At 36.8% G+C, this 15625-nt stretch carries 17 protein-coding genes; 16 read left to right on the forward strand and 1 reads right to left on the reverse strand.

What is annotated here, in order from left to right:
* Nucleotides 1–3 precede the first annotated feature (3 nt).
* Nucleotides 4–714, reverse strand: a complete 711-nt coding sequence (locus BW983_RS16815; protein ID WP_065396636.1) for a zinc metallopeptidase — start codon at nt 712–714, stop codon at nt 4–6.
* Nucleotides 715–819: 105 nt separating this feature from the next.
* Here BW983_RS16815 and BW983_RS16820 point away from each other — a divergent pair, with 105 nt between their 5' ends.
* The 16 genes from BW983_RS16820 to BW983_RS16890 all read left to right on the forward strand — a co-directional run bounded on the left by BW983_RS16820 (nt 820) and on the right by BW983_RS16890 (nt 15480).
* Complete coding sequence (locus tag BW983_RS16820; RefSeq protein ID WP_076553055.1) at nt 820–1959, forward strand: GTP cyclohydrolase; 1140 nt, start codon at nt 820–822, stop codon at nt 1957–1959.
* Nucleotides 1960–2016: 57 nt separating this feature from the next.
* Nucleotides 2017–2193, forward strand: coding sequence for a hypothetical protein (locus BW983_RS24140; RefSeq protein WP_167370003.1), 177 nt, complete (start codon nt 2017–2019; stop codon nt 2191–2193).
* Nucleotides 2194–2590: 397 nt separating this feature from the next.
* Nucleotides 2591–2962 (forward strand): NADH-quinone oxidoreductase subunit A, encoded by a 372-nt coding sequence (locus tag BW983_RS16825; protein WP_034693436.1) that lies wholly within the window; start codon nt 2591–2593, stop codon nt 2960–2962.
* A gap of 101 nt (nt 2963–3063) precedes the next feature.
* A complete protein-coding gene (locus BW983_RS16830) occupies nt 3064–3624 on the forward strand; it encodes an NADH-quinone oxidoreductase subunit B (RefSeq protein ID WP_002983540.1) in 561 nt (186 codons plus the stop codon).
* 6 nt (nt 3625–3630) lie between these two features.
* Nucleotides 3631–4125, forward strand: a complete 495-nt coding sequence (locus tag BW983_RS16835; protein WP_076553056.1) for an NADH-quinone oxidoreductase subunit C — start codon at nt 3631–3633, stop codon at nt 4123–4125.
* Nucleotides 4126–4198: 73 nt separating this feature from the next.
* Nucleotides 4199–5422, forward strand: a complete 1224-nt coding sequence (gene nuoD, locus BW983_RS16840; RefSeq protein WP_076553057.1) for an NADH dehydrogenase (quinone) subunit D — start codon at nt 4199–4201, stop codon at nt 5420–5422.
* A gap of 127 nt (nt 5423–5549) precedes the next feature.
* Complete coding sequence (locus BW983_RS16845; protein ID WP_076553058.1) at nt 5550–6059, forward strand: NADH-quinone oxidoreductase subunit NuoE family protein; 510 nt, start codon at nt 5550–5552, stop codon at nt 6057–6059.
* A 102-nt stretch (nt 6060–6161) separates the two neighbouring features.
* Nucleotides 6162–7520, forward strand: coding sequence for an NADH-quinone oxidoreductase subunit NuoF (nuoF, locus tag BW983_RS16850; RefSeq protein ID WP_034693428.1), 1359 nt, complete (start codon nt 6162–6164; stop codon nt 7518–7520).
* Nucleotide 7521: 1 nt separating this feature from the next.
* The gene (locus tag BW983_RS16855) at nt 7522–8433 is read left to right on the forward strand and encodes a hypothetical protein (RefSeq protein WP_065396713.1); all 912 of its coding nucleotides are present in this window, start codon (nt 7522–7524) and stop codon (nt 8431–8433) included.
* Nucleotides 8434–8474: 41 nt separating this feature from the next.
* Entirely contained in the window at nt 8475–9473 is a 999-nt protein-coding gene (locus BW983_RS16860) for an NADH-quinone oxidoreductase subunit G (RefSeq protein WP_076553059.1), read from the forward strand.
* Nucleotides 9474–9557: 84 nt separating this feature from the next.
* Complete coding sequence (gene nuoH, locus BW983_RS16865) at nt 9558–10622, forward strand: NADH-quinone oxidoreductase subunit NuoH (RefSeq protein ID WP_076553060.1); 1065 nt, start codon at nt 9558–9560, stop codon at nt 10620–10622.
* 57 nt (nt 10623–10679) lie between these two features.
* Entirely contained in the window at nt 10680–11237 is a 558-nt protein-coding gene (locus BW983_RS16870) for a NuoI/complex I 23 kDa subunit family protein (protein WP_034693420.1), read from the forward strand.
* Nucleotides 11237–11734 carry an NADH-quinone oxidoreductase subunit J family protein gene (locus BW983_RS16875; RefSeq protein ID WP_076553061.1) on the forward strand — a complete coding sequence of 166 codons (498 nt, stop codon included), beginning with the start codon at nt 11237–11239 and terminating at the stop codon, nt 11732–11734. The genes BW983_RS16870 and BW983_RS16875 overlap by 1 nt, the downstream gene beginning before the upstream one ends.
* Before the next feature lie 4 nt (nt 11735–11738).
* Entirely contained in the window at nt 11739–12068 is a 330-nt protein-coding gene (gene nuoK / locus BW983_RS16880; RefSeq protein ID WP_065396642.1) for an NADH-quinone oxidoreductase subunit NuoK, read from the forward strand.
* A gap of 2 nt (nt 12069–12070) precedes the next feature.
* Entirely contained in the window at nt 12071–13984 is a 1914-nt protein-coding gene (gene nuoL, locus BW983_RS16885; RefSeq protein WP_076553062.1) for an NADH-quinone oxidoreductase subunit L, read from the forward strand.
* 2 nt (nt 13985–13986) lie between these two features.
* Nucleotides 13987–15480 (forward strand): complex I subunit 4 family protein, encoded by a 1494-nt coding sequence (locus tag BW983_RS16890; RefSeq protein ID WP_076553063.1) that lies wholly within the window; start codon nt 13987–13989, stop codon nt 15478–15480.
* Nucleotides 15481–15625 lie beyond the last annotated feature (145 nt).

Below are 15625 nucleotides of genomic sequence, written 5' to 3' on the forward strand. Positions count from 1 at the left end.
AGATTAATCCCTTCTTCCACCAAGGAGTAATGATCCCCAATAAAGAAGTTGAGCCAAAGATCCTAATGCTGCAACAACATAAGTACGCGCTGCCCATTTTAAGCTGTCCTGTACTCCAACAAATTCTTCAGTAGTTACAGTTCCTGTATCTTTAAGCCATTTCATTGCTCTGTTACTTGCGTCATATTCCACAGGAAGCGTTACAAAGGCAAATAATGTTGTCATGGCAAACATTGCTACACCGATTGCAAGAACCGTTGTATTTCCATTTGGATTCTCTATCGACCTTGAAGCCGCCATAACGGCGATACCTGCTATAAGAACAAACTGCATTAAATTGGAACTTATATTAACAATAGGAACAAGTTTTGAGCGTAAATTCAACATTGAATATCCTACTGCATGTTGTACGGCATGTCCGCATTCATGAGCTGCAACTGCTGCCGCTGCTGCATTTCTCTGCATATATACTCCTTCTGAAAGGTTTACTGTTTTATCTACCGGATTATAGTGGTCCGTCAGCTGTCCGGGAACTGATATTACCTGAACATCATTAATCCCGTTATCTCTCAACATTTTTTCCGCTACTTCTTTCCCCGAAAGTCCGTTTCGAAGATGAACATTGGAATAATATTCAAATTTTGATTTCAACCTGGACGAAACCCACCAGCTCACCAGCATTGAAATACCAATAATGATATAATAACCCGCCATTTTATATAGATTTTGTGTTCATTTTTTAAGCATAATGATATAAAAACTGTGCCAAAGTATACGATTTTATTATTTATATTTGTCCCTAAATTACCATCAAAAGTTATGTCTAAGGTTTCAATTATTGAAGTAAAAACAGCAGATCATCTCAAGCAATTCGTAAGATTTCCAATGGATTTATATAAAAATAACCCATACTACGTTCCATCCTTTATTAAAGACGAAATGAAGATCTGGGATGCAAAAGAAAATCCTGCGTTACAATATTCCGAATCCAAACAATTCCTAGCCATAAAAGACAACAAAATGGTAGGAAGAATTGCTGTAATTATTAACCATAAAGAAGAAAAAGAATTAGGCATCAAAAAAGTACGATTTGGGTGGATAGACTTCATTAATGACCAAGAAGTCTCCAAAGCTTTAATCCAAACTGCAATTGATTACGCCAAAGAACATAATATTGACAAGATTGAAGGTCCTATGGGTTTCACCAATCTTGACAAAGCAGGTATGCTGACAATGGGATTTGATAAGCTGGCTACTATGATTGGAATTTATAATCATGCCTATTATCCGGAACATCTTGAAAGCCTTGGATTAATAAAAGAAAAAGAATGGGTAGAATATGAAATGAATTTCCCGAAAGTACTCCCTGAAAAAGTAGAAAAATTCAGTGGATTGATTGCTCAAAAATATAAACTTAGCGTTCTTAAATTCAAATCGAAAGAAGAAATTCTTCCTTATGTAGAACCTATGTTTAAACTATTGGATGAAACCTATAAACATCTTTCCACCTACACCCCAATTTCGGACGAACAGATCAAAACCTATAAAGAAAAATACTTCCCTCTTATTGATAAAAACTATGTAATATGTGTGGTAGACGAAAACCAACAATTGGTTTCATTTGCCATTACCATGCCTTCCTACTCAAAGGCTTTACAGAAGTCAAAAGGCAAACTATTCCCGTTTGGATGGTGGCATTTTTTACAAGCTGCCAAGAAAAATGACCGTGCTAATTTTTATCTTATCGGAATTCACCCGGAGTATCAAAGACGTGGGGTAACCGCTATTATCTTCAAGGAAATCTTTGTCCGATTTACAAGTATGGGAATTAATTTTGCTGAAACCAACCCTGAACTTGAAGAGAACAAAAGTGTACAGCTTTTATGGCAGGACTACAACCCTGTGAATCATAAAAGAAGAAGAACATACTCACTTGAGATAAATGATACCCGTGAATAATCACAACCTCACTCATTTTCACTCTAAAAACGTTCCAACCTCAAACACACTTACCTCATGAAACCACAACTCATCATATTCGCCGTTCTGATTGCTGCTTACATTGTTTATAACTTCTTTTTCCAGGTATTGGATGACAAAACAAATACAGCAATCAATATTGGATTTGGAAGTATTCTTTTTGGCTATATAGCATTCATGGCTTATTCTCTTCTCAAAAAAATGAAGAAATAAATCTCAATTTTCATCACTTTTATTCGAAATAAAATATTGATTTTAAATCATAATTAATCCCATTCAAAAACATAATACGAATCATTTCAATACAAATATCAGTCGAAAAAACTCTTATTAATAAAGCTCTTTACTACTAACGGAAGAATTATTAAAGTTTTTTCAGATCAATATAATTCATAAGTCTTAAATATTTCCAAATACAGGAAATGGTAGATAAGCATTAATGATGAATACAAAAAAGGTAAAAAGTATACAAAAAAAATAATCACCTAATACTAATTTTTATTGATTCTAAATTACTGATTTCACTCATTTTCATCCGACTTTTAAGCTGATAAATTTCATGCTTTCTTGTTTATTCGCTAAATTTGCAAATTGAGATAATAATGCAAAAATGAATTTACCTGAAAGTTATATTCCAATACTTATCCAGGCAGGTGTAGCAGTAGGATTTGTCGCTGTTTCATTGCTTGGTGCACATTTCTTAGGTCCACAACAGAAAAAAGGAAATTCTGTTAAAAACCAGAGCTGGGAATGTGGGGTTCCTGTAGAAGGAAATGCAAGAACACCGTTTTCTATCAAGTACTTCCTGACTGCGGTATTGTTCGTACTATTCGATATTGAAATCGTATTCTTTTATCCATACGCGGTAAACTTCAGAGAATTCGGCATGGAAGGCTTCCTTGCTGTACTTACATTCGTTGCGATCTTCTTCGTAGCGTTTTTCTATGTCTGGAAACGTGGCGCGTTAGATTGGGATAAATAAATTTTAACATTAAAAGATTGAATTTATTTAAGTAATTTAAAGATTGTGAAGGTCTTATTTTTTAATCTTTAAATATTTTAATCTTTAAATATTTACTAAAAATGTCAGATAAAAAACCAGTAATAAGAACAGATGCACCTGCTCCCGAAGGCTATGAAGGAGAAGGGTTTTTCGCAACAAAACTGAGCAGTGTAATCGGGATGGCAAGAAAATTTTCGCTTTGGCCGTTACCTTTTGCTACCTCTTGTTGTGGTATCGAGTTTATGGCTACCCTGAACCCGACGTATGATGCTTCAAGATTTGGTATGGAAAGAAACTCTTTCTCTCCAAGACAAGCAGATATGCTGATGGTTTGCGGAACTATATCAAAAAAATTAGGACCAGTTCTAAAAGAAGTATACACTCAGATGGCTGAGCCGAAATGGGTAGTAGCAGTAGGTGCTTGTGCTTCCAGCGGTGGTATTTTTGATACATATTCTGTGCTTCAGGGAATTGATAAAATTATTCCGGTAGACGTATATGTTCCGGGATGTCCTCCAAGACCTGAACAGATCATTGAAGGAGTAATGCAGGTACAGGCTCTTGCAGAAAGCGAAAGCATCAGAAGAAGAGATATGCCTGAATACCAGAAATTATTAGATTCTTACAACATAAGCAACTAAACGGAAATGACAAACGAATTTGTACTAGAAGCAATCACAAGAGAATTTCCGGAATCTGTTTTTTCAAATTCTGAACCCTATGGAATGCTTACCATTGAGGTAAAGAAAGAAGATATTAAGAAGATAATCCACTATCTTAAAGATTCATCTTTGGAATTTAACTTCCTTACAGATATCTGTGGTATTCATTACCCTGAATTCCCGGAAAAGGAAATTGGTGTTGTATACCATTTACATAATATGATGGCCAACTTCAGATTACGTCTGAAGATCTTTATGTCCAGAGAAAATATTGAAGTAGACTCGCTTGTTGAGCTATATGCCGGAGCTAACTGGATGGAAAGAGAAACGTATGATTTCTATGGGATTAAATTTAAAGGACACCCGGATCTTAGACCTATTCTGAATATGGAAGATCTTGGATACCACCCAATGTTGAAAGAATATCGCCTTGAAGATGGTACAAGAACCGACAAGGATGATAATATGTTCGGAAGATAAAATAATGCAATAAGCAATATGCAACAAGCAGTAAGCTTAAAGCCTATAGCCTATAGCCTAAAGCATTTAAATTATGAAAGATAACTCATTATCTAATATACTAAACCAGTACGAAAGTAAGGAACAGATTGACGGGCAATTATACACCCTGAATCTAGGACCTACCCACCCTGCTACTCACGGGATTTTCCAGAATATCTTAACGATGGATGGAGAAAGAATCCTTCATGCTGAGCAAACAGTAGGATATATCCACAGAGCATTTGAGAAAATTTCTGAAAGAAGAAACTATTCTCAGATCACTACCCTTACTGACCGTATGAATTACTGTTCTGCACCAATCAACAACTTAGGTTGGCATATGACAGTTGAGAAGCTGATTGGCGTTAAAGTTCCAAAACGTGTAGATTATATGCGTGTTATCTTAATGGAGCTAGCGAGAATTGGTGATCACCTGATCTGTAACGGGGTAACCGGGATGGACTCAGGAGCTATTACAGGACTTACCTATATGTTCATCGAAAGAGAACGTATTTATGATATGTATGAGCAGATTTGTGGAGCAAGGATGACTACGAACATGGGAAGAATCGGAGGATTTGAAAGAGATTTCACCCCTAAATTCCACGAGTTATTACAAGACTTCTTAAAAACATTCCCTGCAAGATTTAAAGAATTCGGTACTTTGTTAGAAAGAAACAGAATTTTCATGGACAGAACCATCGGTACAGGAGCTATTTCTGCCGAAAGAGCGTTAAGCTACGGTTTCACTGGTCCAAACTTACGTGCAGCAGGTGTAGATTACGATGTGAGAGTTGCACAGCCTTATTCCTCATACGAAGATTTCGACTTCATTATTCCTGTAGGAACTTCAGGAGATACTTACGACCGTTTCATGGTTCGTCAACAAGAAATCTGGGAATCACTTAAAATTATCAAACAAGCATACGAAAACCTTCCTGAAGGTCCGTTCCACGCGGATGTTCCTGATTTCTATCTTCCTGAAAAAGCAGATGTATATCAGAAAATGGAAGCTTTGATCTACCACTTCAAAATTGTAATGGGAGAAACTGATGTACCGAAAGGAGAAGTTTACCATGCAGTAGAAGGTGGAAACGGAGAATTAGGTTTCTATCTTGTGAGTGACGGAGGAAGAAGCCCTTACAGACTTCACTTCAGAAGACCATGTTTCATCTACTATCAGGCATATCCTGAAATGATTACAGGTTCTGTAATTTCAGATGCCATTGTAACGATGTGTAGTATGAATATTATTGCGGGAGAATTAGACGCATAATAAAACAGACAAAAAAGATAAAAGAAGAAAGAATAAAGCCTTTCTTCAAATTAAATAAAAATGAATTTAGATCACGAATCAAAAAGTCTTTTCTCTTGGTTCTTTGTTCTTTAATCTATATAAAAAAATGAGCGAAACAATAGCTTTTAAACCGGAAAGTTTAGCACAGGTGCATAAAATTATCGCAAGATATCCTGAAGGAAGACAAAAATCTGCTCTTCTTCCTGTACTTCACTTGGCACAGAAAGAATTCGGAGGATGGTTAGACGTTCCTGTGATGGATTATGTTGCCGGACTATTAAGTATCCAACCGATTGAAGTATATGAAGTGGCAACTTTCTATACCATGTTTAATATGAAGCCTGTCGGTAAATATGTTTTGGAAGTTTGCAGAACAGGACCTTGTATGGTTTGTGGAAGCGAAAAAATTCTTGATCATATCAGAACGAAACTGAACATTAAGGATGGTGAAACTACTGAAGACGGTATGTTCACATTAAAGCCTGCTGAATGTCTTGGAGCATGTGGTTATGCACCAATGTTACAGTTAGGTAAATTCTTTCATGAAAATTTAACGATAGAAAAAGTAGACGAAATCCTTGAGCTTTGCAGACAAGGACAACTTGCTTTAGACTAATAGAAATTTTAAATTCTAAATTTTAGATTTTAAATTATTCACTTAACGTTTAATACTAATTAATGCAAGAAGCCAAAAGCCTATTGCAAGAAGCAAATAACAATGAGTAAAAAACTTTTACTTAAAGACGCACATATAGAAGGCATCCGCTACTTTGAAACTTACCGTAAACAGGGAGGTTATACAGCAGCTGAAAAAGCCTTGAAGATGACTCCTGACGAAATTCTTGAAGAAGTAAAAGCTTCAGGATTAAGAGGTCGTGGTGGAGCTGGTTTCCCTACAGGTATGAAATGGAGCTTTTTGGCAAAACCAGAAGGCGTTCCAAGACACCTTGTAGTAAATGCGGATGAATCTGAGCCTGGAACATTCAAAGACAGATATCTGATGGAGTTCCTTCCTCACCTATTGATCGAAGGAATGCTAATTTCATCTTACTGTTTAGGTTCCAACACTTCTTATATCTACATCCGTGGAGAATATTCATGGATTCCGGATATCCTTGAAGAAGCGATTGAAGAAGCTAAAGCAGCAGGATTTTTAGGTAAAAATATTTTAGGAACAGGTTTCGATCTTGAAATCTATGTACAGAGAGGTGGTGGAGCATATATCTGTGGTGAAGAAACTGCATTGCTAGAATCCCTTGAAGGAAAAAGAGGTAATCCAAGATTAAAACCGCCATTCCCAGCTGTAAAAGGACTTTGGGAAAGACCAACGGTGGTAAACAACGTTGAGTCTATCGCAGCAATTGTTCCAATCATTGATATTACAGGTGCTGAGTATGCAAAAATTGGTGTGGGAAGATCTACAGGTACGAAATTAATTTCTGCTTGTGGAAACATCAATAAACCAGGTGTATACGAAATCGATATGACGATCACTGTAGAAGAGTTCATCTATTCTGATGAGTATTGTGGTGGTATTAAAGACGGAAAAAAATTAAAGGCTTGTATTCCTGGAGGAAGTTCTGTTCCGATCGTTCCAGCAAACTTATTGTTGAGAACTGTGAACGGAGAGCCAAGATATATGAACTACGAATCATTAGCTGACGGTGGTTTTGCTACCGGAACAATGATGGGTTCAGGAGGTTTCATCGTATTGGATGAAGACCAGTGTATTGTAGATCACACAATGACTTTAGCGAGATTCTATAATCACGAGAGCTGTGGACAATGTACACCTTGCCGTGAAGGTACAGGATGGATGTACAAGATCTTAAAGAAAATTGAAAAAGGAGAAGGAAAGATGGAAGATATCGATCTACTTTGGGATATCCAGAGAAAAATCGAAGGAAATACCATCTGTCCATTGGGTGATGCAGCGGCTTGGCCAGTTGCAGCGGCGATCCGTCACTTCAGAGATGAATTTGAGTGGCACGTGAAAAACCCTGAGTTATCTCAGACTCAAAACTATGGATTAGCACATTATGCAGATCCTATCCCTGCTGTTGAAAAAAATGCTTAGAATGAAAAAATTATTGGTAGTTGGCTTAATGATGTCAAACTTTGTATTTGCACAGAACACAAAAAGTGATAGTACAAAATATGACAGATCAGTTGAAGAGGATTTAGCATATGCAAAAAGCGAACAACAAAAGACTAAAGCTGAAAAAAAGGAAAAACCTTTACCATTAAGCAAAAAAGGTCAGGTTTTCGTTTTTTATGGTTGGAACAGAGCGGCTTATAGCAATTCTGACATCCATTTTACAGGAAACGGGTACGATTTTCAATTGAATAACGTAACCGCACAGGACAGACCTACAAAATTTGGAATTGTCTATTTTGATCCAAGCTGGTTTACTGTAACGCAGTATAATTTCAGAATAGGATATTTTATTAAAGATAATTTGGCTCTTGTTTTAGGAATTGATCACATGAAATATGTGATGGATCAAAATCAAACCGTTAACTTTAAAGGACATATTTCAGATCCTGAATATGCGGCAATGGTACAAAACGGACAGGTAAACCTTGCAGATGAGAAGTTCCTTACTTTTGAACATACTGACGGACTTAATTATGAAAACTTAGGTCTTGAGAAATACCAAAATCTTATTCATAAGAAAAATATAGATTTAGTATGGTCTTATGGAGCCGGTATCGGATTCATGTTCCCGAAAAGTAATGTAAAACTTTTTGGTAACGAAAGAAGTGACCGTTTTCACGTGGCAGGTATGGGAACCGATATCAGATCCAGCATTAACTTAGTTTTCTGGAAAAACTGGATGCTAAGAGTAGAAGGAAAAGCCGGTTATATCAATATGTGGGATATTAAGACTACATTGAATAACAAACCTGATAAAGCACGTCAAGACTTTGTTTTTGGACAAGTTCTAGCAGGAATTGGATATACATTTAATACGAAAAAATATAAATAACAAAGCCTATTGCTTAACGCATAAAGCTTAAAGCATATCATATGAGCGAAGAAGTTAAAAAATTCAAAATAACTATAGACGGACAGACTACTGAAGTTTTGCCTGGTACTTCTATTCTGGAAGCTGCGAGACAAATCGGTGGTAAATCTGTACCTCCTGCTATGTGTTACTACAGCAAACTGGAGACCAGTGGAGGAAGATGTAGAACTTGTCTTGTAGAAGTTTCCAAAGGATCTGAAGCAGACCCACGTCCTATGCCGAAGTTGGTAGCAAGCTGCAGAACTAATGTAATGGACGGTATGGAAGTAAAAAACCTTACTTCTGAGAAAGCTCAGGAAGGAAGAAAAGCGGTTACCGAATTCTTATTGGTAAATCACCCGCTAGACTGTCCTGTTTGTGATCAGGCTGGTGAATGCCACCTTCAGGATCTTGGATATGAGCATGGAAATCTTGAGACAAGAACAGAATTCGAAAGAAATACTTACGAAGCTGACGATCTTGGACCAAACATCAAGCTGAACATGAACCGTTGTATTCTTTGTGCAAGATGTGTATTAACTGCTAATCAGCTTACAGAAACAAGAGAACACGGTATTCTTTTCAGAGGAGATCATGCTGAAATTTCTACTTACTTAAATAAAGCTTTAGACAATGACTTCATCGGAAACATTATTGATGTTTGTCCGGTAGGAGCATTAACAGACAGAACAGCTCGTTTTACAAGCAGAGTTTGGTTTACAAAGCCAATGAATGCTTCTTGTAAATGTGACAAGTGTTCTGGAAAAGCTGTAGTTTGGATGAAAGGTGATGAAGTCGTAAGAGTTACTGCCAGAAAAGACCAGTGGGGTGAAGTTGAAGAATTCATCTGTGATACATGCCGTTTCGAAAGAAAATCATTATCAGACTGGAACATCGAAGGTCCTAGACACATCGACAGACATTCTGTAATTTCATTGAACCATTACGAAAAACCTAAGGATGAGCTAAGAGTTTTAGACAATCCAATGGCTAAGGAAATCAGTGAAAAAGACGAAAAATAATTTTAATTAAAAGACATCAGATTTCAGACTCCAGACTTCAGACCATCTGATATCTAGCATCTGACATCTAAATATCTAAATAAAATGGATTTACTTACATTTAAACTTATACTTGTACTAGCACTTTTCCTGCTATCGTTAACGATCGCAGCCTACTCTACCTGGGCAGAAAGAAAAGTAGCCTCTATCATGCAGGATAGAATTGGTCCTAACAGAGCTGGACCTTTCGGATTACTGCAACCTCTTGCTGACGGTGGAAAATTCTTCTTTAAGGAAGACTTTACGCCTGCCAATGCTGAAAGATTCCTTTTCGTATTGGGACCGGCTTTAGTAATGTTTATTTCATTGATCACAGGAGCAGTTATTCCTTGGGGTAAAAGTTTAAATATTGCAGGTACTTCTTTTGATCTTCAGGTTGCTAACATTGACGTTGGTGTACTTTTCATCATCGGAATGGCTTCCATCGGGGTTTACGGAATTATGATCGGAGGTTGGGCTTCGAACAACAAATATTCACTATTAGGTGCTATCCGTGCTTCTTCTCAGATGATTTCTTACGAATTGGCAATGGGATTAGCACTTCTTTCTATTATTATGATGGCTGGAAGTTTAGATTTGAAAGAAATCACTGAAAGTCAGACTCATGGGAAATTATGGGGAATTATTCCTTGGGTTTCAGGAATGAACTGGAATATTTTCTATCAGCCGATCGCTTTCCTTGTATTCTTTGTAGCAGCTTTAGCTGAAACCAACAGACACCCGTTCGATTTACCTGAATGTGAATCTGAATTGGTAACAGGATACTCTACAGAATACTCTTCCATGAAATTAGGTTTATATATGTTTGGGGAATACGTGAACATGTTTATTTCTAATGCTTTCATGGTAGTACTTTTCTTCGGAGGTTATAACTATCCTGGTATTGAATGGGTAACACAAAACTGGGGAGAAAACGTTGCAGGAATCTTAAGTATCGTAGCATTCTTAACGAAAACTGTAATCGGAATTCTGATCTTCATGTGGATCAGATGGACGCTTCCAAGATTCAGATATGACCAGTTAATGCACTTAGGATGGAAAACATTAATTCCGATGGCATTGGTAAACCTATTAATTACAGGAGCTGTAATTTTAGCATTTGCAAACTAAGAGATAAGAATATATTTTTAATGCTGGATACAAGTTCAGCCTAAAAAAATTAAATAAATGAAACTTACAAACAGATCAAAAGTTGTTTCCAATAAAGAAATGACCCTTGCTGAAAAAATCTATCTTCCTGCGATCTTTACCGGGATGGGGATTACATTTAAGCATGCTGTAAGAACCGTGATAAAAGGTGCTCCCGCAGTATATTCGTATCCGGAAGTACAGAAACCAAGAACTACCATCTGGAGAGGTCAGCACGTTTTGAAAAGAGACGAAGAAGGCAGAGAAAGATGTACAGCTTGCGGACTTTGTGCGGTAGCTTGTCCTGCAGAAGCCATTACGATGACTGCTGCTGAAAGAACTAAAGAGGAAAGAGGACTTTACAGAGAAGAAAAATATGCTTCAGTATATGAAATCAATATGCTAAGATGTATTTTCTGCGGAATGTGTGAAGAAGCTTGTCCTAAATCTGCCATCTATCTTACAGACAGATTGGTAGACGTAGAAACCAACAGAGGCTCTTTCATCTATGGAAAAGATAAATTAGTTGAAAAAATAAATGAAAGGATTGACATCACAACAAGACAATCCGAGAAACAAAAAAATGCGGTAAAATAATGGATCAGTTTTTATTTTTCTTGGTGGCGTTTTTAGCAGTGTCAAGTGCAGTATACTTTGTATTTGCAAAAAATCCTCTTTATGCTATTTTGTCATTAATTGTTACGATGTTTTCAATTGCCGGAATGTATATTCTTTTGAATGCTCAGTTCCTTGCAATTATCCAGATTATAGTTTACGCAGGTGCCATCATGGTACTTTTCCTTTACATCCTTATGATGCTTAACCTTAATAAAGAAGACGAAAGTAAGAAGGGAAATACTTTAAAATTTGTTGGAGTATTTACTGCAGGGCTTCTTTTAATAGGTGTATTAGGAGTATTCAGAGGTGTGAAAGACAACCATATTGTAGTGGAAAATGTAGACAGAGGTGTAGGTCTTACTAAAAACCTTGGTAGACTTTTGTTTAATGAATATGTTTTGCCGTTTGAGCTTGCTTCCATCCTAATTTTGGCAGGTATTGTGGGCGCGGTATTAATCGGTAAAAAAGATTTATAAAATTATGGGAGAAGTAAATACATTTATACAAAGCATCCCTTTGGATTACTTCATTATCCTTTGTTCAGTATTATTCTGCTTAGGAGTGATGGGAGTATTGCTTAGAAAAAATGCTATTGTGATTCTGGGCTGTGTAGAGCTTATGCTGAATTCTGTAAACCTTTTATTGGCAGCTTTTTCAGCGTATAAAGGCAACGGCGACGGACAACTTTTAGTTTTCTTCATTATGGTGGTAGCTGCTGCTGAAGTAGCAGTAGGATTGGCAATTATTGCTATGCTATATAGAAACACCCGTTCTGTAGATGTGAGTATATTTAATAAATTAAGAGGATAAGAATGGAGAATTTAGTATATGCAATAGTACTTTTACCACTTTTAGGGTTTCTTATTAACGGTTTATTCGGGAAAAATCTTCCAAAAATATTGGTAGGTTCTTTAGCTACGGCAATGGTTTTCGGATCTTTCTGTATCGCTGTAAGTCTTTTCATGAATTTCAATTCTGAAAGCCAGCCTGTAATCGTAAAAGCTTTTGAATGGTTTAGAGTAAATGGTATTCAAATTAATTTTGGATTTCAAATTGATCAGCTTTCTTTAATGATGGTAATGATCATCACGGGTATCGGTTCACTGATCCACTTATACTCTATCGGATATATGAGTCATGACAAAGGATTCTATAAGTTCTTTACTTACCTGAATCTTTTCATCTTCTCGATGTTACTTTTAGTGATGGGAAGCAACTACCTTATCCTATTCATCGGATGGGAAGGTGTAGGTCTTTGTTCTTACCTGTTGATCGGATTCTGGTATACCAACGAAGAATACGGTAAAGCAGCAAGAAAAGCTTTCATCATGAACAGAATTGGTGACCTTGCGTTATTGATCGGTATCTTTATGATCGCTTCTCAAACTAACGCTGTAGATTACCTTTCAGTAGCTGAAAACGCTTCAAAATTTGAATTAGACGGAACAGTGATCATCTTTATCACAGCGAGTTTGTTCATCGGTGCTACCGGTAAATCTGCTCAGGTTCCATTATATACTTGGTTACCGGATGCAATGGCGGGACCAACTCCTGTTTCTGCGTTAATTCACGCGGCAACGATGGTAACAGCTGGTATCTATTTAGTAGTAAGATCTAACTTCTTATTTACTTTAGCTCCAACTGTACAGGGAGGAATTTTATTCATCGGATTCTTAACCGCAGCTTTAGCAGGATTCTACGCATTACGTCAGAACGATATCAAAAAAGTATTGGCATACTCTACAGTTTCACAGCTTGGATTTATGTTCATCGCTTTAGGATTGGGAGCTTATACAACAGCAATGTTCCACGTAATGACACACGCTTTCTTCAAAGCATTATTATTCTTAGGTGCAGGTTCTGTAATCCACGCTATGAGCAACGAACAGGATATGCGTTTCATGGGAGGTCTTAAAAAATATATTCCTCTTACGCACGCAACATTCCTTATAGGGACATTAGCAATCTCAGGTTTCCCTCTTTTATCGGGGATGATCTCTAAAGACGAAATTTTAGTAGCAGCTTTCGCTAAAAATCCAATCTATTGGGTAATCTTATTTGTTTTAGCGGCAATGACTGCAACATATATGTTCAGATTATACTACCTGACTTTCCACGGAGAGTTCAGAGGTACTGAAGAACAAAAACACCACTTACATGAAAGCCCATCTAATATGACATTACCATTGATCGTATTGGCAATCCTTTCTGTAGTTGGAGGTTTTATTAACTTACCACACTTCATCGGTCACGGGCACTATGCTAAACTGATGGAATGGTTAAAGCCTGTTCTTACAGAACAAAGCTACAGCCAGATGGAAGCTACTCTTTCAGGAGTACCTTTCAATACTGAAATGATCTTATTAGCAGCTACAGTGATTATGTTTTTCTCTGTATGGTTCATCGTTAGAAATACTTATGTAAGTAAGAAGAAGATGGCTATTGCAGAAGAAAACTATACCGGATGGGAAAAGCTTTCTGCTAAGAAATTGTACGTTGACGAACTTTACAACGCATTGATTGTAAAAACTGTTGAAGGATTAGGACGCGGAGGAAAAATGTTTGATAAGGGTATCTTAGACCGTTTTGTAAACTTTGTAGGTGATGGTGCTGAAGACAGCGGAAAAGCTATGAAGCGTGTACAGAACGGAAATGTAGAGACGTATATTCTTATCATGTCTTTAGCTGTGGGAATTATATTAATTGTTAACTTTTTATTACAATAATAATGTCTTGTTTATTATTAACATTATTACTATTACCTCTAGTAGGTTCGGGATTAGTTTTTGCATGGAAGAGTAATTCCAGCAAATATTTGGCACTGGGAATTGCATTGATTCAAATGCTTATTACCTTCTACATTCTGGCAGATTTCGATTTTGCTCCGACTGTAGACAGCGTATTACAGCACGAGATTAATTATCCTTGGTCACAATTCATGAAGAGCTCTCTTCACTTCGGTATCGATGGAATGAGCATGCTTCTTTTATTGCTGACTAACATTTTAGCGCCAATCATCATTTTATCTTCCTTCAACGAAAGTGTAAACTACAGAAATACATTCTACGGACTGATTCTGTTGATGCAATTCGGTCTTGTAGGAGTATTTACTTCTTTAGACGGATTATTGTTCTACATTTTCTGGGAAGTAACTTTGATTCCAATTTGGTTTATTGCCGGACTTTGGGGACAAGAGAATAAAAGGTTTGAATTCACTACGAAATTCTTCGTATATACATTCGTAGGATCTTTATTTATGTTAGCCGGATTGATCTATGTGTACAACCACTCTGCATCATTCGCTTTAACAGATCTTTACAATGCACAACTGAATGAAGTACAACAGACTGTGGTATTCTGGTTCATTTTCTTTGCTTTTGCAGTGAAATTACCAGTATTTCCTTTCCATACCTGGCAGCCTGATACCTATACCTACTCTCCTACTCAAGGATCGATGTTGTTATCTGGTATCATGCTTAAAATGGCGGTATACGGTGTAATGCGTTATTTACTTCCAATCACACCACTTCCGATTGCTGGAATTTCAGGACAAATTGTAATTATCCTTGCTATTGTGGGAATTGTTCACGGAGCATTGATCGCGATCATCCAGTCTGATATGAAGAGAATCATAGCTTATTCATCTTTCTCTCACGTAGGATTGATGGTAGCGGGTATCTTCGCTTCTGCAGTAGTTACTTTAAGAGGGACTTTCAATGTAGAAGGTGCTGAAGGAGCTTTGGTACAGACTTTCGCTCACGGTATCAACGTAGTAGGATTATTCTACTGTTGTGATATTTTATACAAGAGATTTAAATCAAGAGACATCAGACAAATGGGTGGTTTAGCTAAAGTAGCGCCTAAGTTTGCCGTGTTGTTCCTGATTATTATATTAGGTTCAATGGGAGTTCCATTGACGAATGGATTCATCGGAGAATTTATCTTGTTGAAAGCAGTATATGACTTCAACGGAACAGCAGCAGTAATTGCTGGTCTTACGATTATTCTTGCAGCTGTTTACTTATTGAGATTCTACGGAAAAGCAATGTTCGGAGAAGGAAATGCAGAAGTATTAAGTACAGCAAAAGATTTATCAGGTGTAGAATTTTCTGTATTGGCAAGTTTAGCGGTTTTTGTGATCTTACTTGGTATTTTTCCACAACCGGTAATCGATATGATAGGTAGTTCAGTGAAGTTTATCTACACAGCGATGGCTAACTAAAAAATTAAAAGATTTAAAAATTAAAAAAATAAGAGATTAAAAGAGACAAAGAATAAAGAGAAAAGAACAAAGACTTTAAGATCCGGCTTTCGGATATTATTCAAACTTTCAATTTTCAACTTTATATTTTCAATTAAAATCTCAC

It is taken from the genome of Chryseobacterium ureilyticum, from assembly GCF_900156735.1.
In the GTDB taxonomy this organism is placed as follows: Bacteria; Bacteroidota; Bacteroidia; order Flavobacteriales; family Weeksellaceae; genus Chryseobacterium; species Chryseobacterium ureilyticum.